The sequence below is a fragment of the Leucobacter iarius genome (assembly GCF_039530105.1).
Classification (GTDB): Bacteria; Actinomycetota; Actinomycetes; order Actinomycetales; family Microbacteriaceae; genus Leucobacter; species Leucobacter iarius.
In genome coordinates, this window is sequence record NZ_BAAAOB010000001.1 from 1,065,475 (window position 1) to 1,084,286 (window position 18,812).

16 protein-coding genes and 3 tRNA genes are annotated in these 18,812 nt (G+C 71.2%); 11 read left to right on the plus strand and 8 right to left on the minus strand.

The annotated features are described in order from the left end of the window. Positions 1 to 53: 53 nt before the first annotated feature. Both ABD169_RS04635 and ABD169_RS04640 read right to left on the minus strand, forming a co-directional pair. Positions 54 to 470 (minus strand): VOC family protein, encoded by a 417-nt coding sequence (locus ABD169_RS04635; protein ID WP_344029914.1) that lies wholly within the window; start codon positions 468 to 470, stop codon positions 54 to 56. 114 nt (positions 471 to 584) lie between these two features. Continuing rightward, positions 585 to 1,640, minus strand: a complete 1,056-nt coding sequence (locus ABD169_RS04640) for an LLM class flavin-dependent oxidoreductase (RefSeq protein ID WP_344029917.1) — start codon at positions 1,638 to 1,640, stop codon at positions 585 to 587. A 121-nt stretch (positions 1,641 to 1,761) separates the two neighbouring features. Between ABD169_RS04640 and ABD169_RS04645 the strand changes: the two genes are divergently transcribed. The 4 genes from ABD169_RS04645 (at position 1,762) to ABD169_RS04660 (ending at position 7,397) form a co-directional block, all read left to right on the plus strand. Further along, on the plus strand, positions 1,762 to 3,288 hold the full coding sequence (locus ABD169_RS04645; RefSeq protein WP_344029919.1) for a leucyl aminopeptidase family protein: 1,527 nt from the start codon (positions 1,762 to 1,764) through the stop codon (positions 3,286 to 3,288). A gap of 46 nt (positions 3,289 to 3,334) precedes the next feature. Continuing rightward, positions 3,335 to 5,698, plus strand: coding sequence for a bifunctional alpha,alpha-trehalose-phosphate synthase (UDP-forming)/trehalose-phosphatase (locus ABD169_RS04650; RefSeq protein ID WP_344029922.1), 2,364 nt, complete (start codon positions 3,335 to 3,337; stop codon positions 5,696 to 5,698). Positions 5,699 to 5,750: 52 nt separating this feature from the next. Next, positions 5,751 to 7,031 carry a M18 family aminopeptidase gene (locus tag ABD169_RS04655; RefSeq protein WP_344029925.1) on the plus strand — a complete coding sequence of 427 codons (1,281 nt, stop codon included), beginning with the start codon at positions 5,751 to 5,753 and terminating at the stop codon, positions 7,029 to 7,031. A gap of 81 nt (positions 7,032 to 7,112) precedes the next feature. Next, complete coding sequence (locus tag ABD169_RS04660) at positions 7,113 to 7,397, plus strand: hypothetical protein (protein ID WP_046453913.1); 285 nt, start codon at positions 7,113 to 7,115, stop codon at positions 7,395 to 7,397. Positions 7,398 to 7,408: 11 nt separating this feature from the next. Here the strand turns inward: ABD169_RS04660 and ABD169_RS04665 are convergent, their stop codons facing one another. Continuing rightward, on the minus strand, positions 7,409 to 8,332 hold the full coding sequence (locus tag ABD169_RS04665; RefSeq protein ID WP_344029929.1) for an Lrp/AsnC family transcriptional regulator: 924 nt from the start codon (positions 8,330 to 8,332) through the stop codon (positions 7,409 to 7,411). A gap of 255 nt (positions 8,333 to 8,587) precedes the next feature. Here ABD169_RS04665 and ABD169_RS04670 point away from each other — a divergent pair, with 255 nt between their 5' ends. The 5 genes from ABD169_RS04670 to ABD169_RS04690 all read left to right on the plus strand — a co-directional run bounded on the left by ABD169_RS04670 (position 8,588) and on the right by ABD169_RS04690 (position 13,688). Beyond that, on the plus strand, positions 8,588 to 10,258 hold the full coding sequence (locus ABD169_RS04670) for an amidohydrolase (protein WP_344029932.1): 1,671 nt from the start codon (positions 8,588 to 8,590) through the stop codon (positions 10,256 to 10,258). A gap of 425 nt (positions 10,259 to 10,683) precedes the next feature. Further along, on the plus strand, positions 10,684 to 13,053 hold the full coding sequence (locus tag ABD169_RS04675; RefSeq protein ID WP_344029936.1) for a DUF7507 domain-containing protein: 2,370 nt from the start codon (positions 10,684 to 10,686) through the stop codon (positions 13,051 to 13,053). Between the two features lie 320 nt (positions 13,054 to 13,373). Beyond that, positions 13,374 to 13,446, plus strand: a tRNA-Glu gene (locus tag ABD169_RS04680). 30 nt (positions 13,447 to 13,476) lie between these two features. Continuing rightward, positions 13,477 to 13,553, plus strand: a tRNA-Asp gene (locus tag ABD169_RS04685). 62 nt (positions 13,554 to 13,615) lie between these two features. After that, positions 13,616 to 13,688 (plus strand) — tRNA-Phe (locus ABD169_RS04690). 89 nt (positions 13,689 to 13,777) lie between these two features. Here the strand turns inward: ABD169_RS04690 and ABD169_RS04695 are convergent. Both ABD169_RS04695 and ABD169_RS04700 read right to left on the minus strand, forming a co-directional pair. Next, positions 13,778 to 14,260, minus strand: a complete 483-nt coding sequence (locus tag ABD169_RS04695; protein ID WP_344029939.1) for a hypothetical protein — start codon at positions 14,258 to 14,260, stop codon at positions 13,778 to 13,780. A 178-nt stretch (positions 14,261 to 14,438) separates the two neighbouring features. Beyond that, positions 14,439 to 15,014 (minus strand): hypothetical protein, encoded by a 576-nt coding sequence (locus ABD169_RS04700; protein WP_344029941.1) that lies wholly within the window; start codon positions 15,012 to 15,014, stop codon positions 14,439 to 14,441. Positions 15,015 to 15,095: 81 nt separating this feature from the next. On the opposite strand from ABD169_RS04700, the gene ABD169_RS04705 reads away from it, so the two are divergent. Beyond that, positions 15,096 to 15,617: a hypothetical protein gene (locus ABD169_RS04705; RefSeq protein ID WP_344029944.1), complete on the plus strand. Its 522-nt coding sequence runs from the start codon at positions 15,096 to 15,098 to the stop codon at positions 15,615 to 15,617. A gap of 89 nt (positions 15,618 to 15,706) precedes the next feature. Here ABD169_RS04705 and ABD169_RS04710 read toward each other — a convergent pair whose 3' ends face one another. Beyond that, positions 15,707 to 15,973, minus strand: coding sequence for a hypothetical protein (locus ABD169_RS04710; RefSeq protein WP_344029947.1), 267 nt, complete (start codon positions 15,971 to 15,973; stop codon positions 15,707 to 15,709). A 53-nt stretch (positions 15,974 to 16,026) separates the two neighbouring features. Here ABD169_RS04710 and ABD169_RS04715 point away from each other — a divergent pair, with 53 nt between their 5' ends. Further along, positions 16,027 to 16,482, plus strand: coding sequence for a MarR family winged helix-turn-helix transcriptional regulator (locus tag ABD169_RS04715; RefSeq protein ID WP_344029949.1), 456 nt, complete (start codon positions 16,027 to 16,029; stop codon positions 16,480 to 16,482). Positions 16,483 to 16,580: 98 nt separating this feature from the next. Here ABD169_RS04715 and ABD169_RS04720 read toward each other — a convergent pair whose 3' ends face one another. Beyond that, positions 16,581 to 17,726, minus strand: a complete 1,146-nt coding sequence (locus ABD169_RS04720; RefSeq protein WP_344029952.1) for a hydroxymethylglutaryl-CoA synthase — start codon at positions 17,724 to 17,726, stop codon at positions 16,581 to 16,583. Further along, positions 17,723 to 18,790 carry a hydroxymethylglutaryl-CoA reductase gene (locus ABD169_RS04725; RefSeq protein ID WP_344029955.1) on the minus strand — a complete coding sequence of 356 codons (1,068 nt, stop codon included), beginning with the start codon at positions 18,788 to 18,790 and terminating at the stop codon, positions 17,723 to 17,725. Before ABD169_RS04725 ends, ABD169_RS04720 begins: the two co-directional genes overlap by 4 nt. Between the last annotated feature and the right edge of the window lie 22 nt (positions 18,791 to 18,812).

Consider the following 18,812-nt stretch of genomic DNA (forward strand, 5'->3'; position numbering starts at 1 on the left):
CGTCCGAGCCTATTGAGAGCGGACGCGGACGCGCTGGGAGTTCCGGTGTTCGGTTACGCGGACGCCGGGGGATCGAGGATCTCGACGAGGCGTACGAGGTATCCGTCGGGATCCTGCACCAGGTGCTCGAGCTGCCCCTCGGGACCGTCCGCCGTCTCGTACCAGCTCTCCTGCAGGTCACGGAAGACCGTCGCACCCAGCTGCGCGAGGCGATCCCGGGCGGCGCGCACGTCGCCGACCTCGAGCTGCAGGTTCAGGCCGCGACCGCGCGGGGCATCGAACGCGCCGGTACGCCAGGACTCGTCGTGGTCGGCTTCCAGCATCAGCTGCGCGCCGTCGAGATCGAAATACGCGAAGTCGGGATCGGTCCGCGTGAACGCGACCGAGAAGCCGACGCCCTCGGTATAGAACCGCAGGCTCTTCGCGAAGTCGGACACGGAGATCTCGGGCACGAGCGGATTCCACTGCATGCCCTCATCATTTCAGGCGGGTTCGCGGTGCTCCTGGGTGTCGAGATGACCCGTTCGCGGGCAATGAGCGCTCATTCCCCGCGAACGGGTCATCTCGGCGATTGCGACAGCGGATCAGCCCCCGACGACGTCCCCCTGCACCGGGCCCTCGGTGTTCGGCTTCCAACCGAGCGCCGGGGCCACGTGCTCGGCGAACGCCTGCAGCACGTGCAGGTTGTACTCGGGGCCGAGCTGGTTCGGGATCGTCAGCATGAGGGTGTCTGCGGCCATGACGGCCTCGTCGGCCCGCAGCTGCTCGATCAGCCGGTCGGGGGTGTCGGCGTAGGTCTTGCCGAAGGTGGAGCGGAAGTTGTCGATCACGCCGATCTGATCCTGCGAGTCGCGGCCGCGCAGGCCGAAGTACATCTCGTCCTCCTCCGACACGAGCGGGAACACGCTGCGGCTCACCGAGACGCGCGGGGCGCCCGAGTGGCCGGCCTCGCGGTACGCCTCGCGGAACCGGTCGATCTGCTCGCGCTGCAGCACGTCGAACGGCTGCCCGGTGGCTTCGGTCAGCAGGGTGGAGCTCATGAGGTTGAGTCCCTGGCGGCCGACCTGCTCGGCGGTGGCGCGGGATCCGGCGCCCCACCAGATGCGGTCGCGCAGCCCGGGGGAGTGCGGCTCGATCGCGAGCCTGCCGGGAGGGGCCATCTGCGGATCGCTGTCGACGAGCGCATCGCCCTCGACGGCGCTGAGGAAGAGCTCGAACTTGTCGCGCGCGAGGTCGGCCCCGCGGGGGTCCTCGGATCCCGTGTAGCCGAACGCCTCGTAGCCGCGCAGCGCGGTCTCGGGGGATCCCCGGCTCACTCCGAGCGCGAGCCTGCCGTCGGAGATGAGGTCGAGCGCGGCCGCTTCCTCGGCGAGGTACAGCGGGTTCTCGTAGCGCATGTCGATCACGCCCGTGCCGACCTCGATCCGCTTCGTGCGCGCCGCCATCGCGGTGAGCAGCGGGATCGGCGAGGCGGCCTGGCGCGCGAAGTGGTGCACGCGCACGTACGCGCCGTTCACGCCGATCTCGTCGGCGCCCTCGGCGATCTCGATGGTCTGCCGCAGCATGTCGCCCGCGGTGCGGGTGCGCGAGCCGGGCACGGGCGCGTAGTGCCCGAAGGACAGGAATCCGAATGCTCTCATGGTCGATGCAACCTCCGCCGGATCAGATGTATTCCACTGAATATAACTGGCGCTCCGGCACGCCGTCCATCCGTGGAATCCTCCCGGCGGACCGGCGGCCGGCCGGGCTAGGCTGAGGACCATGACAGTTGTGATTGATCCTGCTTTCGACCCGGTTCCCTCACTCGCACGCAGCGTCGACATCGCCCCCGCGGCGACCGTCGACGAGGCCGTCGCCCAGCGCGGCGCGCAGGCCGTGCCCGTGTGGGTCCCCGTCGACGGCGACATCGCGGTCGACGTCGACCGCGAACTGCTGGCCGCGGCCGGCTTCCGAGGCAAGACCGGCCAGACCCTGCGTCTGCCGGGCTCCCCGCTGCGCGTCCTCGTCGGCATCGGCGACGGCGCGAAGACCCACGACACGATCCGCGACGCGGTCGCCGCCTTCGCCCGCGCGTCCGCCGAGTCGCCGTCGCTCGCACTCGACCTCGCGACGCTCATCGCAACGGGCGCGGACGCCGCGGAGGCCGCGCAGGCCGCCGTCGAAGGCGCCGTGCTCGCGCGCTACAGCTACGACCAGCTCAAGACCGACGCCAAGACCGTCGCGCTCGAGTCGCTGACGCTCGTCGCCGCCGAGGGCGATCGCGCCGCGGTCGAGGCAGGCGCCGCCCGCGGTACCGCGCTCGCCCGCGCCGCGACCATCGCGCGCGACCTCTCGAACACCCCGCCCCGCCACCTCACTGCCGAGAAGTTCGCCGAGGTCGCCGTGCGCCTCGCGCCGCAGTTCGGCCTCGAGGTCGAGATCTTCGACCGCGACGCGCTCGTCGCGCTCGGCACGGGCGGCCTGCTCGGCGTCAACGCCGGCAGCGTCGACGAGCCCCGCATGATCAAGGTGCGCTACACCCCGGCGAACGCCGGCGCCGAGACCCCGAGCCTCGCGCTCATCGGCAAGGGCATCATGTTCGACTCGGGCGGGATCAGCCTGAAGCCGTCGAGCGCCATGCACGGCATGAAGTTCGACATGATGGGCGCCGCGAACGTGTTCGGCTCCATGACCGCGCTGCGCGACCTCGGCGCCGAGACCGCCGTCACCGGCTGGCTCATGTGCACCGACAACATGCTGTCGGGCAGCGCGACCAAGATCGGCGACGTGCTCACCATCCGCGGCGGCACCACCGTCGAGGTCAAGAACAGCGACGCCGAGGGCCGCCTCGTCATGGCCGACGGCCTCGTGCTCGCCACCGAGGAGGAGCGCCGCCCCGACGCGATCCTCGACATCGCGACCCTCACGGGCAACGCGATGGCCGCGCTCGGCCTGAGCACCGCCGCGATCTTCGCGAACAACGACGCCGTCGCCGCCCAGCTGCAGTCCGCCGCCGACGCGACCGACGAGCGCGTCTGGCGCCTGCCGCTCGACCACCGCTACCGCGACCAGCTCAAGTCGAACGTCGCCGATCTCTCGAACATCGGCGGGCAGTACGCCGGCGCAATCCTCGCGGCCCTGTTCCTCAACGAGTTCGTCGACGGCCTGCCCTGGGGCCACATCGACATCGCTCCCACCATGGAGAGCGAGCGCGACGACCTCTGGCGCTCCGTCGGCGGCACCGCCTTCGGCGCCCGCCTGCTCGCCGAGTTCGCGGTCGCCTTCGAGCGGCCCGAGACCGCGGAGTAACCCCGCGACGAGCAGTTCGCACCGCCCCACACACGAAAGGCGCAGCATGTCGGAATCCGCAGCACGAGTCGAGAATCCGGTCCGCAGCGCCTTCGTGGTGGTGTCGAACCGACTGCCCGTCGACCGCGTGACCGAGCCCGACGGGAGCGTGCGCTGGCGCACGTCACCCGGCGGGCTCGTCACCGCGATGGAGCCCGTGGTCCGCGACCTCGGCTGCGTCTGGGTCGGCTGGCCCGGCAGCATCGACGAGGAGCTCGAACCCTTCGCGGTCGGCGCCATGCGCCTCCGCCCCGTCGCGCTCTCGGCCAAGGACTTCGCCGAATACTACGAGGGCTGCTCGAACGACACGTTCTGGCCGCTCTACCACGACGTCATCTCGCCTCCCGGTTACCACCGCGAGTGGTGGGATCGCTACGTGGCGGTCAACCGCCGCTTCGCCGAGGCCGCGGCGGAGGCCGCCGAACCCGGAGCGACCGTCTGGGTGCACGACTACCAGTTGCAGCTCGTGCCGGCCATGCTGCGCGAGCTCCGCCCCGACCTCGTCATCGCGTTCTTCCTGCACATCCCGTTCCCCGCGCACGGCCTCTTCGGCCAGCTGCCCTGGCGGCGGCAGGTGCTCGAAGGGATCATCGGTGCCGACGTCGTCGGCTTCCAGCGCGTCGCCGACGCCGCCAACTTCCGCTCGGCCGTGCGCCGCTACGTCGGGGCGCCGTCGAACGGAAACCGGATCCTCGTCGGCGATGCACCCGACGGATCGGGCGGGCCCGAGCGGCATGTGCTCGCGCAGGAGTTCCCCATCTCGATCGACGCCGCCGAGTTCGCGGCGCTCGCGGCGAGCGAGTCGGTGCAGCGGCGGGCGCGCGAGATCCGTGCCGAGCTGGGCGACCCGAAGCGGGTGATCCTCGGCGTCGATCGGCTCGACTACACGAAGGGGATCCGGCATCGGCTCAAGGCCTTCTCGGAGCTGCTGCAGGACGGCGAGATCGACCCCGCCGAGGTCACCCTCGTGCAGGTGGCGAGTCCCAGCCGCGAGCGGGTCGAGGCCTACCAGCACCTGCGCGACGAGATCGAGGTGACGGTCGGCCGTATCAACGGCGACTTCGGCACCATCGGGCACAGCCCCGTCGTGTACCTGCACCGCGGCTACCCGCGGGAGGAGATGGCGGCGCTCTACCTCGCGGCCGACGTGCTCGCGGTCACCGCGCTGCGCGACGGCATGAACCTCGTCGCCAAGGAGTACGCGGCCTGCCGCTTCGACGAGCGCGGCGCCCTCGTGCTCTCCGAGTTCGCCGGGGCGGCCGACGAGCTGCGCCGGGCCGTGCTGGTCAACCCGCACGACATCAACGGGCTCAAGGCGGGCATCGGCGCCGCGCTGCGCATGCCCGAGGCCGAGCAGCGGCAGCGCATGCGGGCGATGCGCAAGGTCGTGTTCCGCAACGACGTGGCGCGCTGGTCGAGCGACTTCCTGCGCTCGGTCGAGGGCGCGGCCGCGCAGCGGATCCTGGCCGAGGCACCCGAAGCACCGGCGGGCGACGGCGCCCCGGAGCCGGACGACGGCATCGGCGCGGCGAACCAGGCGCACCCGCCCACCACGCCGATCTTCCTCCCCACCGGGCTCGACGCGGTGCTGCGCCGACTCGCGGCCGAGGCCCGGCTGCTGGTCGCCTGCGACTTCGACGGCACGCTCGCGCCGATCGTGCCGCACCCCGATCAGGCGCGCATCCTGCCGCGCGCCGAGCAGGCCCTCTCGGTGCTGCAGAACGCGCCGGGGGTGGACGTGGCCATCGTCTCGGGGCGGTCGATCGCCGACCTGCGGGCGACCGGCCTGCGCACCGACGGTCGGATCCTCTCGGGCTCGCACGGCGCCGAGCTCGTCGGCCTGCCGGGCGATGAACAGGTACCGACGGTGTCGGCCACGCGCACGCCCGACGAGGACCTGCGCTACGAGCGTGTGCGCCAGCTGTTCGAACGGCACGCGGCCGGCCGTCCCGGCGCCTGGGTCGAGCAGAAGCCGTTCGGACTCGTGCTGCACGGGCGCGGCGTCGCCGAGCTCGCTGAGGCCGAGGCGATGCTGGCCGCGGCGGCCGCCGAGGCCGAGGACCTGCGCGAGCAGCTCGGCGGGCTCCGCCTGCGCGGGGGCAAGCTCGTGACGGAGGCGTCGGTGCGCGACACCGACAAGGGCGTCGCGCTGCACACCATCCGCACCGCGCTGCCCGAGGGATCCGCGGTCATGATCGGCGACGACGACACCGACGAGGACGCCTTCCGCGCACTCGAATCGGGCGACGCGGCGATCCGCGTGGGCACGGCGCCGTCCGTCGCCGAGTTCCGCGTCGCCGACCCGGAGGAGGTCGCCGCCATGCTCGCACGCCTCGCCGAGCTGCGCACCGGCGTCGTGATCGGATCCTGAACCGCAGGTGACCGGCCGCGCGTCGGACCGCCAAGAGTGCTTGGATAGGAGCATGGGAACCGTGCTGCAGGATCGTGACCGCTACATCGACCAGTTCACGGAGTTCGTGGAAGCGTCGCCCACCTCCTACCACGCGGTCGCATCGCTCGCCGAGGCGCTCGTCGCGGCCGGCTTCGTCGAGCACCGCGAGGCGGACGCCTGGCTCGGGATCGAGCCCGCGGGCCGCGGATTCGTGCGCCGCGACGGCGCGCTCATCGCCTGGCGGGCCGGCTCGGCCGTGCACGCGGCGAGCCCGGTCCGGGTGTTCGGCTGCCACACCGACTCGCCCGGCTTCGTGCTGAAGCCGCAGCCCGACACGCAGGCCGAGGGCTGGGCGCAGATCGGGGTCGAGGTCTACGGCGGACCGCTGCTGAACTCGTGGCTCGACCGCGACCTGGCGATCGCCGGCCGCCTCGTGCTGCGCGACGGCTCCGAGGCTCTGGCACGCACGGGCGCCGTGGCGCGGATCCCGCAGCTCGCGATCCATCTCGACCGCGGGGTGAACAACGGCCTGACCCTCGACAAGCAGCGGCACACGCAGCCGATCGTGGGCCTCGGAGAGGTGTCGGCCGTCGAGCTGCTCGCCCGCTCGGCCGGGGTCGACGCCGCCGACGTCGTCGCGATGGACGCGCGCGTCGCCGATGCGCAGGCGCCGGCCCGCATCGGCGCCGAGGGCGAACTGCTCGCCTCGCCGCGCCTCGACAACCTCAGCTCGGTCGTGGCCGGGCTCGCCGCGATCGTCGAGACCGAGCCCGCCGCCGACTCGATCGCCATGCTCGCGGCCTTCGACCACGAGGAGCTCGGCTCCGAGAGCCGCTCGGGCGCCTCGGGCCCGTTCCTCGAAGAGGTGCTCGATCGGCTCCGCGCCGGGCTCGGCGCCGACGTCGAAGACGCGGCTCGCGGCCTCGCCGGATCCTGGTGCCTCTCGGCGGACGCCGGGCACTCGGTGCACCCGAACTACCCGGAGCGGCACGATCCCCAGGTGCGGCCGCGCGCCGGCCAGGGGCCCATGCTCAAGGTGAACGCGAACCAGCGCTACGCGAGCGACGCCCACGGCGCGGCGCTCTGGACCCGCTGCTGCGCCGCCGCGGGCATCGGCATCCAGGAATTCGTCTCCAACAACGGCGTGCCCTGCGGCACGACCATCGGCCCGCTCACGGCGACCCGCATCGGCATCCGCACCGTCGACGTCGGGGTGCCCCTGCTGTCGATGCACTCGGCGCGCGAGCTCGCGCACGTCGACGACCTGCACGGGCTCGCGAAGGCCGCCGGAGGCTTCTTCGCCGGGGCCTGATCCCGGCCCGTTCCGAAACGGGTTCCCGAAAGGTGTCGAAATCCCCGCGATTCAGCGGGCAGTGTTGGTTAGGATCAAGACATGAGCGAGATGCAGCAGGCGAGCGGGGGCGAGGTGGCGCTCTCGACGCAGGCGCTGGTCCCGTCCATTCAGCGTTTCGGCGAGAAGGACATCGAGGTGACGTTCCTCGGCAACAACGCCGACGGGCAGCCGACCTGGATCCTCTGGAACCGCAACGAGCCCTACCTCATCGGCGTGCTGCGCCAAGGCAAGCTCGGCTTCACCTTCGAGCAGCGCACCGACCACGGCGTGATGCTGCACCAGGACATCTCGTTCTCGCGCCTGCAGCGCGCGATCGCGGGCTAACCCTCCGTCGCTCAACCGGCGACGGGTCCGGCACCCGGGGCGAAAGCCCGAGGGTAGGCCTCCTTCACGACGTCGTAGTGCGCCCAGGTGTCGAGCGATCCGACCTCGGGTAGCGCTCGCAGCTCTTCGAGCACGCCCAGCACGGTCGCCGAGGCCGAGCCGACGACGGTCGCGATGAAGTCGTGGGCGCCATGCGCCTGCGCCGCGAAGTCGATGGCGGGGCAGTCGAGGATGTAGCGCCGGATCGGCTCGGTGTCGCCGGCCGCGGCGATCCCGACGCCGAGCGCGATCCGGTGACCCGTGAGCCCGCCCGAGGTCATCGCCGAGATGCGGAACACCTCGGCGTCGAGCATCCGCTGCACGCGTGCCCGCGTCGACGACGGGGCGAGGTGCACGGCGTCGGCCAACCGCCGGAAGCTCGTGCGCCCGTCACGTTGCAGCAGCGCGATGAGCTCGTGATCCACCTCGTCGAGGGCGATGTCGGCGAGCTGCTTCGCGACGAAGAATCCGGCGAGCACCTCCGCGTAGGTGGTGACCCGGATCCCGCGCACCCCGGGGATCCCGCGCACGCGGGCGAGCATGGCGTGCAGCTCGTCGTCGTCGCCGTGCCGGGACTCGAACACGAGCGGCAGTTCGCCGCTGACGAGCGAGACGAACACCGCCTCGGGCAGCTCGGCGATGCGGCGCGCGACCGGGGCGACGGGTCCCGCGACCGCGACCTTCGCGTGCACCAGCACCCGGTGCCCGACGAAGCGCGGGTCGAGCGCGGCGGCGACGCGCATGCGGCCGGTCTCGGCGAGCACGCGGATCCGCTGCGAGACGGCGTCGCGCGAGGTTCCGAGCCGCCGAGCGAGCTCGTTGACGCTCGCGCGTCCGTCCTCCTGCAGCGCCCGCGTCAGTGCGGCGTCGAAGGATCCGGGATCCCGTCCGCTCATCCGTGCTCCTCCTCGCGGGTTCCGCCTCGACTGCCAAGATACGCGATTCTGCCCCGCGGTGCCGCAGATCATCGGACAAGATGGATCACCGGATGCGATTTCTCGGCAGGTATGCGCGTGAGCGTTGCAGAACGGCGGCGGATGGACCGTCTGAGGCGTCGGATCGCCTCGCGTTCCTCGGGCCCCTGATCTATTCTCGGCTCGAAGCTCCGGTGCTCCGGAGCCCTCAGACTCCGACCCGATGAAGGGACGCACATGCGCTCGCTCGCCACCTACGATGCCCGCGACTCCGATCCGACGATCGTCACCGCCGCCCGGATCCTCACCGTCGACGACGCGCGACCCGAGGCCGAGGCCATGCTCACCGACCGCGGCGTGATCCTCGCGCTCGGCAGCCTCGCAGAGGTCGAGCAGGCCGCGCGCGAAGCGGGCCTCGACCCGGTGCGCGCCGACTACCCGGGCGAGACCATCGTGCCCGGCTTCATCGACGCGCACGCGCACCCGCTGATGTACGGGCAGATGCTCACCTGGATCGACGTCTCGCCCGCGAAGGCCGCTTCGATCCCCGAGATCGTCGAGCTCATGCGCGAGGGCGCGAAGAAGCTGCCCGCCGGGGTTCCGCTGCGCGGCTACGGCTACGAGCAGCGCAACCTCGAGGAGCGCCGCCACCCGACCCGCTTCGAGCTCGACGAGATCGCGACGGACCGCGAGGTCTACCTGATGAACGCCTCGGGTCACGGCGGCGTCGTCAACAGCTTCACCTTCGAGAAGTTCGGCGTCACGCGCGACACCCCGAACCCCGAGGGCGGCGAGTTCTTCCGCGACGCCGACGGCGAGCTGACGGGCGAGCTCTCGGACGCCGCGTGCAACGTGCTCACGGGCCTGCACGGCGTCAAGATCGGCCACCACGGCCCCAACTTCCACCTCGGCGACGAGCCTGCGGAGCACCAGCGTCAGCTCGACCTCGTGCAGCGCGAGTTCCTCGCGGGCGGCGTCACCGCGATCGGCGACGCCCAGGTGTCGAAGCGCGAGTTCGCGGCCTACCTCGAGCTGGCCGACCGCGGCGCGCTGAACATGCGCGTCTCGATGTACTTCCTGTCGCACCTGCTCGACCAGGTCGTCGACCTCGGGCTCACCGGCCCCTTCGGCAACGCGTTCCTCTCGGCGGCCGGCATCAAGCTGTACGCGGATGGCACGCTCGGCGGCTGGACCGCGTACTTCCCCGAGGGCTATGTGGGCGATCCCTGCCGCACCGGTCAGCTCTACCACGAGCCCCGCGAGTACACCGAGCTCGTGCGCAAGGCGCACGGTGCCGGCCTGCAGACCGCGACGCACGCGCAGTCGCCCACCGCGATCAAGATGGTGGTCGACGCGATCGAGCAGGCGCTCGCGGATCGCCCCGACGCCGATGCGCGCCACCGCATCGAGCACTGCGGTCTCCCGGCCGTCGAAGAGGTCGCCCGCATGGCCGAGCTCGGCATCCGCCCGGTCAACCAGACCCAGCACTACTACAACTGGGGCGAGGGCGTGGAGCAGGCCATCGGCACGCCGGGGGAGCGCTTCAACCCGCTCGGCGAGTTCGAGGCGGCCGGCGTCCCCATGACCATCTCGTCCGACGCGCCCGTGGCCGAGCCGCGCCCGCTCGAGGCGATCCAGGCCGCGGTGACCCGTGTCACCCGCCGCGGCCACCAGCTCGGTCCGGACTCGCTGCGCATCAGCCCCGCGGCGGCGCTGCGCGCCCACACCCTCGAGGGCGCGATCTCGATCGGCCGCGACCGCGAGATCGGATCGCTCGCGATCGGCAAGCGCGCCGACTTCGTCGTGCTCGGCGGCGACCCGCTCGCGACCGAGGGCGCCGAGATCTCGCAGATCCCCGTGCGCGAGACCTGGGTCGACGGCACCCGCCGCTTCAGCGCCGAGGCCTGATCCTCCGCGGCGCGCGTCGCCGCACGTCCCCGAGACGAACCGAACGCCGCTCGTGCGGATGGAACCACCGTTTTCCGTCCGCCCGGGCGGCGTTCTGCGTTTCTCCGGCGCAAATACGTAATCTGCACGGACGCGGCGGAGCCGTCCGATTCCTAGCCTTGCGAACAGGACCACACCCCGAATCGGTCGCTCCGGGTCGGGACCACGGTTCCGCGGCGAGGAAGGGCAAGCCGTGGAGTCCGTAGCTGCGGACGAAGGACGCGCGGCAGAGTCGCCGCGGCTTCCGTTCCCGCTGCGCGCGCCTCGGAACGCCGCTCCCTGCTGCTCAGGGGGCACCCGATTCCCGAGCGCCCCGGAAGAGGGGGCGCGGCACCCGGGAGCATCCGGATCTGCGCCGAGCAGAACGGATGGCAATCCTCATGCACGTGCAACTCAGGCGCTCGAGCTCGGACGACCGGCGCACACATCGAATCGGTCGCACCGCGACCGCGCTCCTCGCAGCAGCGGTGCTGTCGCTCGGGCCCGGATCCCTCGCGGCCACGGCGGCACTGGCGGACGCACCGGCGGCGCAGCCGGACACGGTTGCGGCTCCGGTGACGGAGCCCCAGGCGGCCCCGGTCGCGGATCCCGCCCCGGCCCCGGAACCCGCCCCCGCGGTGGATCCCGCTCCGGCCCCGGTGGTCGAGCCGGCTCCTGCGGCGACTCCCGACCCGGCACCGGCCCCGGTGGTCGAACCGGCTCCGGTCGCGACGCCGGATCCCGCTCCCGCGGTGACGCCCGCCCCGGCGGCGACACCCGATCCCGCACCGACACCCGAACCATCGGCGGCCGCTCCGGATCCGCAGCCGGCACCGGCACCGACCCAGGTGGCACGGAGCGCGGCGGTCGCTCCGGCGGTCTCGGCTCCGGCGGCCGCACCGGGCGCCGGCAACGGCAGTGACAACCCCGGCAAGAAGATCGGCATCTGCCACGCCCTCGGCAACGGCGGCTACGTCTCGATCAGCCCGAACGCCAATGGCACGGTCAGCGGGCACGCGGGCATGAGCCACCAGGGCGGACGGGACATCATCCCGCCGTTCGACTACAACGATCACGGGGTGACCGGGCACTTCCCGGGTCAGAACTGGGATGCCAACGGGCAGGCGATCTACAACAACAACTGCCAGATCCCGGTCCCCGTGCCCGCGGTCGCGATCGACGTGCAGCAGTGCACCACCGCGAACGGCACCGTGCCGCTGACGGTGGCGGTGCAGCTCAGCAGCCTCGGCGCCGGGCGCGAGTACGTGGTCGTCCTCTCCAAGAACGGCTCGACGGTCTCGACGCAGTCGTTCACCTCGAACGGCACGAGCGCGACGCTGCAGATGTCGGTGAACGGATCCGGAACCTACACTGCCACGATCACCGATTCGGCGAGCGGGAAGAGCGGGACGAAGGAGTTCACGGTGAATCCGTGTCCGACGCCCTTCGGGCTGCCGTCGATCTCGTTGAGCGCAGCGCCCTGCACGGTGCCGGGCGGCGAACTGCCCGGATCGAGTAGCGCGACGCTCACCGGGCTCGTGGTCGGCGACAGCTACACCGTGACGGTCACGCGACCGAGCGGCGGACCCTGGAGCGACACGTTCACCGCGACCGCGACGAGCAAGACGCTCTCGGTTCCGCTGACGGGCGCCGGGAGCTACACGGCGAGCCTGAGCGATACGACGCACGAAGCCTCGGCGGTGCCGTTCACGGTGCAGCTGGCGCCCTGCCCGGATCGACCGACCATCCAGCTCTCGGTCTCCGAGTGCCCAGCTCCGGACTCGGAGGAGAACGACGGGATCCGAGCCATCACGGTCACGATGGGCGACCTGCAGGCCGGCACGAGCTACGCGCTGAACCTCAGCGATTCGGGCGGCGCGATCTCGACCGACACCTTCGTGGCGGGCGGGAGCTCGGCGACCCGGACGCTCTACGTCGACACGGCCGAGAGCTACACGGTGGAGCTGGCCCTCGCGGGCGGCCCGGCGATGACTCCGGCGGACACGGCGACGATCACCGTCACCGAGTGCCCGAAGCCCGAGCCCTTCGACCTGGGGATCGTCAAGACTGCCTCGGCTCCCGAGGGCGGCGTGCAGGTGGGCGACACCATCGAGTACACGCTCGTCGTGACGAACAACGGTCCGGCTGCGGCGTCGAACGTCACCGTGACGGACTCGCTGCCCGCCGGACTCTCGTTCGCCTCGACGGTGAGCACGGCCTCCGGCTGGAGCCTCAACGGGAGCGGCGGATCGGTGTCGGCATCGTTCGGCGGGACCTTCGGTTCGGGCGACAGCGCGACGCTGGTGTTCGACGTGACGGTCGACTCGCTGTCCTCCGACTCGGCGACGCTGACCAACACGGCCTGCGTGGCCGGTGATCCGGCGCCGACCGAGGAAGTCCCGATGCCGGAGCTCGCCTTCGCCTCCGCCCCGTCGACGCTGCTGGCCTCGCCCGCGGCAGCGGCGGTCGACTCGAACCCGGGGAACGACTGCTCCTCGGCGACGACACCGGTGAAGACGACGCCGCGGACCACGCCGCCCACGACGACGCCTCCGACCACGACGCCGCCGACCACGACGCCGCCGAAGGCGACGACCCCGCCGGTGACCACGGCGGTGCACACGACGGTGGTGGCGTCGACGCCCGAGAGCGGGCTCGCGGTGACGGGTGGCGACTCGAACGGGGCGCTGGTCGCGCTGGAGTCGCTGCTGGCCCTCTCCGGCCTGCTGGCGCTCTGCTGGGCCTCCGCCCTGCGCCGTCGCTCGCAGGAGCGCTGAGTGGGCTCCTGGGGCCGCTGAGGGCGCCTGGGGACTCCGGGGCACCGTGAGGTGCCCCGGGGCTCCCGGGCCTCGGCTTCCCCTCCTGATTGAGATTTCCCGACTGGAACGCCCCGGGCTCCTTCCGCCCGGGGCGTTCCGCTGCGTTCGTGTTCGTCCAGGTGCTCGCGGGCACCCACGTGGAGGTGGGCCTGGCAACGCGATCCCAGTCATAGAGCCGCGACACGCCAGGGATTCCAGCCGAAGGGGCCCCGATTTGCATCGATGGCCGAACCCTGCATAAGATATCTACTCGGTAGCCAGTGAGGCGAAAGCCTCTCGGCCCCATCGTTTAGCGGCCTAGGACACCGCCCTTTCACGGCGGCAGCACGGGTTCGAATCCCGTTGGGGTCACTAGCACCAAACTACAATTGAATACACCATGGCCCTGTGGCGCAGTTGGTTAGCGCGCCGCCCTGTCACGGCGGAGGTCGCGGGTTCAAGTCCCGTCAGGGTCGCCATGATGAAGAACCCTTCCCTTGGAAGGGTTTCTTCATCTCCGGCGATCGCCATGTGATCGTTCGGCTCTGTAGCTCAGTTGGTAGAGCGCACGACTGAAAATCGTGAGGTCACGGGATCGACGCCCGTCGGAGCCACAAGGGTGATCGTTACAATCACCCCAGAAACCCCCGCGTAGCTTCTACATCGCGGGGGTTTTGCTTTGCCCGGGTGATTTTGCGGAGTCTCAATTCACCGCGACGATCCTTCTCCGCTGAGCCAGCAGCACGATCCACTCGACGACGAGCCACAGCCAGCCGCCGATCCAGAGGAGCGCCGAGGCGAGCATGAGCAGGGTCGACAGCTGCTCGCCGCCGGACGTCGAGGACGTGCCGAGCAGCTCGGTGAACGCCGACCCATAGGTGCCGTCGTCCCCGCCGTCGACGAGGAACACTCCGACGAGCAGGATCCCGGCCGACGTGATCCACGCCGCGGCGATCCCGCGCTGCCGGCCCGGCATCCCGTGGAACACGCCCCGCGTGCGCAGCATGCCGTTCGCGGCGACGACGATCTGTAGTGCGTATCCCAGCAGCAGCGGGATCGACGCCATGACGATGATGAACAGCATCCACCCCGGGAACACCGCGGCCTTGATGACGAGCGCGATGATCGGGGCGAGGATCAGTGCGATCCCCGCGGCGACGGCACCGCTCGACTGGCTCTCGTTCATGGAACGGAGTCTGCCAGATGCCCCGGGGGCTCGTCACGCATCGGCACTCCCATCGAGATGACCCTTTCGCGGGTTATGAGGCCCCATAACCCGCGAAAGGGTCATCTCGACGACGTTGGGGGTGCGACTTCGCGCGGGGGGGCAACCCCTCGGGGTACCCCGGATGACTGCTGGGATCTCACCAGACCGGAAGACCCTGGCGCCAGGGATGCTCGTCCGGCAGTCCGACCCGCTCGCCCTCCGCGAGCGCTCGGAATCGCGGAGGAAGCAGCACCGGCGCTTCGGACGTCGGGCGCTCGAGCAGATCCCAACGCCCCTCGTATCGGGCGAAGTCTCTGACATAGACCCGCGAGCGCTCCGGGCCGGCGTTGCGCTTGCCCGGCGGAATCCCGGGTTCGGTGAACCAGTCCATGTGCGCGATCCAGGCCGCGGCCGCGACGTGGGCGCGGGGCACGACGAATCCGCGGAGCGGGACGCTCTGGTCGGGATCTATCGCGACCATGACGAACCACTCGAAGTCGTGCAGGGGAGGCTTCTGCGCCTTCATGCCCAGCGGCCAGTTGAGGCTCGCGCCGCTGCCTCTGGCGGACTTCACCTGGACCTCGATCTGCTGGCGGGTCCCTTCCGTGAGCACTGCCAGGATGTCGGTGCGTTCCAGCCCGTCCCGGGTCAACGCGGGAGCCCAGCCGCGGCGGGCGAGTTCGCTCGCCACCCAGTGCTCGCCGATCGTCTTGGTCTGCTTGGTGTCGACCATGCTCCTCCTCGCCGCGGGTGCTCTGCGGCGAAGCCTAGACCAGGAGTGCCCGCGGCACCCGCCCGCCCTACGATGAATCACATGTTCCAGGTCTGGCTGTGGGGCGGCGTCGCCGCGTTCGTCGCGCTGCTCGTCGTGCTCTGGACCCTGCAGGATCTGCGCGAGCGCAAGGAGCGCCGGCTCGCGCTGCGCTGGTCGAAAGCGATCAACTGGACCAGCGACCCCACCGCGGAGATCGTCCTCGTCGGCGAGGTCGGCGAGCCCGGCGCGCCCGGCGAGACCAACGAGCCGGGCCGAGCCGACGGCTCTGGCCGGGACCGCCGGCAACGCGTGCGGCTCACGGCGGGCAAGGTCGCAATCGACGCCGTCCTGGATCCGCCACCCGCGGGGCACCCGCAGCTCGAGCCGGACTGGTACCTGCTCGTGAGCGGGTGGCGCGGATCGGTCTCCGAGGCGAAGCGGAACGGAGAAGCGCGGATCGGCGCCGGGCGGATCCTCGACGCGTTCCCACCGGGCACGCCGCAGCTCTACGACCGTCTCTCAGGGCGCGGGGAGCGCAAACCCGGGGTCGTGGCCCGGCTGCTCGGTTTTCGCGGGCTCTGAAGCCCCGGGGTGCGTCCGGCGCCCCAGGGTGCTCCCGCGAGCCAGGGCGTGACGGCGACCGCGCCGAGACCGCGCCGAAGCGCACGGGATCAGGCCGCCGCCCGCTCCTCGCCCTGCGTGGGGCACCTCATGTAGGTGGGCTTGCCGGGGCCGCCGCGGTCGATCTGGTGATCCTTCACCGGTGCCGCGCAGATGGGGCACTTGGGGTTCGCCGGCGGGATGTACGGCGGCTCGTTGGGGTCGCCCATCTGCGAGGTCCCCTCGAACTGGTAGAAGAAGCGGCGCCACGCGGCCCAGAAGCCGGGCTCGCCGTCCCACGGGGTCTCATGCCACAGTCGTCTTTTTCGTTCGCGCACAAACGAAATGCTAGCACAGATCGTTGGCCCACGAACGATATAGACTGCTGGGCATGGAACAGCTGCCGGACGACGCCCTCGAACTCGAACGGCAGGTGTGCTTCGCGCTCGCGGTCGCCAGCCGCAGCGTCATCGGCATCTACCGGCCGATCCTCGAACCGCTCGGCCTCACGCATCCGCAGTACCTGGTGATGCTCGCGCTCTGGGGCGACGCCCCGCTGCGGTTCAAGGAGGTCGCCGAAATGCTTCGGCTCGACCCCGCGACGCTCTCGCCGATCATCAAACGGCTCGAGCAGTCCGGGCTCGTCGAGCGGGTGCCAGTCGACGGCGACGACCGCACCTTCGCGCTCGTCGTCACCGACGCGGGCCGGGATCTGCGCCAGCAGGCGCTCGGGGTGCCGCCGGCGGTGGTCGCCCGTCTCGGCCTGCCCATCGACCGGCTCATGGCGCTGCGCGACGAGCTCTCGGTCGTGATCGACGCGGTCGACCGCGGGCTGGCCGGCACCTAGACCGAGGAGCCCGCAACGCACTCAGCCGGATCGGATCACGGGGATCCGTCCGGCTGAGGGCCCGGATCCGGCTGAGCGAACGTGAGAGCCGGGCCCGGCTATCGGCGCTCGTACCGGCGCGCGCTGCCCTGGATCCCGGCGAAGCGGAACGGGGCCTCGGTGACGCGGGGCGTCTCGACGTCCTGCGCGCTCGGCAGTTCCCGGGCGTGCAGCTCGCGGTACGCATCGATGGTCAGCGGCACCCGAGCGTCGAGGGCCGCGGTGAAGCGGTCGGTGCGCGAAGCTGCGCCCGGCTGCACGACGCCGGTGAGGAACTCGCTGACGCTGCCCGATCCGTAGCTGAAGAGCCCCAGGCGCTTGCCGACGAGGTCGCTCTCGTGGTCGAGCACCGACGCGACGCCGGCGTAGAGCGACGCCGTGTAGGCGTTGCCGAGGCGGCGGTTGTAGATCGCCCCGGGCACGAGCCCGTCATCGCCGAGATCGACGCCGAGGTGCTCGCCGAGGCGGGCCTGCGCCTTGCGCGCCATCTTCGTGTAGGGCTGGTGGTAGACGAGGCGGTCGATGTCGCCGATCGCGGGGCCGCCGTGCGCGGCGAGATCGTCCCACGCTCCCGTGAGGGCGTCGAGGTAGGCCGAGATCGAGAGGCGGCCGTCGACGATCGCGGTCGTCGAGTCGTTGGGTCGCCAGAAGTCGTCGACGTCGTCGGAGAACAGACCCGAGGCGGGCTCGATCTCGACGAGCGCGGGGTCGGCCGAGATGAGCATGGCCGCGGCTCCGGCGCCCTGCGTGGGCTCGCCGGGGGAGTCGAGGGCGTAGCGGGCGATGTCGCTCGCGATCACGAGTACGCGCTCGCGCGGGTTGCGCTGCACGATGCCGACGGCGGCCTGGATCGCGGCGGTGCCGCCGTAGCAGGCCTGCTTGATCTCGGCGACGCGCACCTGGGCGGGCAGCCCGAGCAGCTTGTGCACGAACACGCCGGCGGCCTTCGAGTGGTCGAGGCCGGACTCGGTCGCGAAGAGCAGCGTGCGCACGCCCTCCATGCCGTTGCGGTCGAGCAGCGCGAGGGCGGCGGTGGCGCCCATCGTCACGATGTCCTCGTCGGGCGCGGGGAAGCTCATCTCGTCCTGGCCGAGCCCCAGACGGTACTTGTCGGGGTCGACTCCGGTGCGCTCGGCGAGGACGCCGAGGTCCAGGAGGTGATGCGTGGTCGCCAGCTCCAGATCGTGGATGCCGATCGCGGTCATGCCTGCTGTGCTCCGTTCCGTTCGATGCGCAGGTGCGCAGCCATCAGTTCGCCGGGGTTCGTCTGCGCGGCGATGAGCGAGAGCTCGCCGCACAGCACCGTGGCGGCCATGAGCTCGGCGAGGCGGCGGGCGTTCTCGCCCGGTTCGCGGTCCTCGCGGCAGCCGATGCGGGTGAGCGCCTCCTCGATGTGGGGGAGATGCTTGCCGTTGCCGACGGTGCCGACGATGAGGTGCGGGATCGTGCACGAGAAGTACAGGCCGTCCTCGCGGTTCTCGGCGTAGGTGATGCCCTGCGAGCCCTCGACGATGTTGGCGGCGTCCTGGCCGGTGGCGAGGTAGAAGCCGAGCAGCATGTTCGCGTAGTGCGCGTTGGCCGAGCGGAGCGCGCCCGCGATGGTGCTGCCCACGAGGTTCTTGCGCACGACCAGGTCGACGACGCGCTGCGCGTCGGTGCGGAGGCCGCTCGCGACGAGGTCGTGGGGGATCAGGATCTCGGCGACGACGCTGCGGCCGCGGCCGAGGATGCCGTTGACCGCGGTAGCCTTCTTATCGGAGCAGAAGTTGCCCGAGATCGAGCCGTATTCGATCTCGAGGCCCCACGACAGGATCCGCTCCATGAGCGCGTCGGCCGCGTTGGTGACCATGTTGTGGCCCGAGGCGTCGCCCGTGGTGAAGGCGAAGCGCACGAAGAGCAGGTTGCCGACGATCTCGGGGTGCGCCTCGAGCAGCTTCGCGTGGCGGCTGCCGGCCGAGACGACCTCCTGGAGCTCGCCGAAGCGCTCCTCGATGGTCTGCGAGGCGATCTGGGCGCCCACGGCGCCGCGTGCGGTGAACAGCACCGAGCGGGTCATGCGCTCGCCGGTGACGACGGTGCGGATCCCGCCCTCGACGGCGCGCGAGACGCGCGCACCGCGGCCGACGGACGGCCATAGCGGGGTCTCGTACGTGGCGAGGGGGACCGAGATCTCGCCGGACACCGAGGATCCCGTGATCCGGATCGGGCCGACCCAGCTGGTCGGGATCTCGGTGACGGTCTCGCGGTGGGTGGAGTCGGGGACGCTCATGGCTTCCTTCGGGAGAGAGGGG

What these genes read in the sequence shown, in the direction of transcription:
- ABD169_RS04645 (WP_344029919.1), top strand. Translation starts at nt 1,762, where the DNA reads ATGACAGTTGTGATTGATCCTGCTTTCGACCCGGTTCCCTCACTCGCA.
- ABD169_RS04720 (WP_344029952.1), bottom strand. Translation starts at nt 17,726, where the DNA reads ATGACCGCGATCGGCATCCACGATCTGGAGCTGGCGACCACGCATCAC.
- ABD169_RS04725 (WP_344029955.1), bottom strand. Translation starts at nt 18,790, where the DNA reads ATGAGCGTCCCCGACTCCACCCACCGCGAGACCGTCACCGAGATCCCG.
- ABD169_RS04700 (WP_344029941.1), bottom strand. Translation starts at nt 15,014, where the DNA reads ATGGTCGACACCAAGCAGACCAAGACGATCGGCGAGCACTGGGTGGCG.
- ABD169_RS04715 (WP_344029949.1), top strand. Translation starts at nt 16,027, where the DNA reads ATGGAACAGCTGCCGGACGACGCCCTCGAACTCGAACGGCAGGTGTGC.
- ABD169_RS04665 (WP_344029929.1), bottom strand. Translation starts at nt 8,332, where the DNA reads ATGAGCGGACGGGATCCCGGATCCTTCGACGCCGCACTGACGCGGGCG.
- ABD169_RS04670 (WP_344029932.1), top strand. Translation starts at nt 8,588, where the DNA reads ATGCGCTCGCTCGCCACCTACGATGCCCGCGACTCCGATCCGACGATC.
- ABD169_RS04635 (WP_344029914.1), bottom strand. Translation starts at nt 470, where the DNA reads ATGCAGTGGAATCCGCTCGTGCCCGAGATCTCCGTGTCCGACTTCGCG.
- ABD169_RS04640 (WP_344029917.1), bottom strand. Translation starts at nt 1,640, where the DNA reads ATGAGAGCATTCGGATTCCTGTCCTTCGGGCACTACGCGCCCGTGCCC.
- ABD169_RS04655 (WP_344029925.1), top strand. Translation starts at nt 5,751, where the DNA reads ATGGGAACCGTGCTGCAGGATCGTGACCGCTACATCGACCAGTTCACG.
- ABD169_RS04695 (WP_344029939.1), bottom strand. Translation starts at nt 14,260, where the DNA reads ATGAACGAGAGCCAGTCGAGCGGTGCCGTCGCCGCGGGGATCGCACTG.
- ABD169_RS04660 (WP_046453913.1), top strand. Translation starts at nt 7,113, where the DNA reads ATGAGCGAGATGCAGCAGGCGAGCGGGGGCGAGGTGGCGCTCTCGACG.
- ABD169_RS04650 (WP_344029922.1), top strand. Translation starts at nt 3,335, where the DNA reads ATGTCGGAATCCGCAGCACGAGTCGAGAATCCGGTCCGCAGCGCCTTC.
- ABD169_RS04705 (WP_344029944.1), top strand. Translation starts at nt 15,096, where the DNA reads ATGTTCCAGGTCTGGCTGTGGGGCGGCGTCGCCGCGTTCGTCGCGCTG.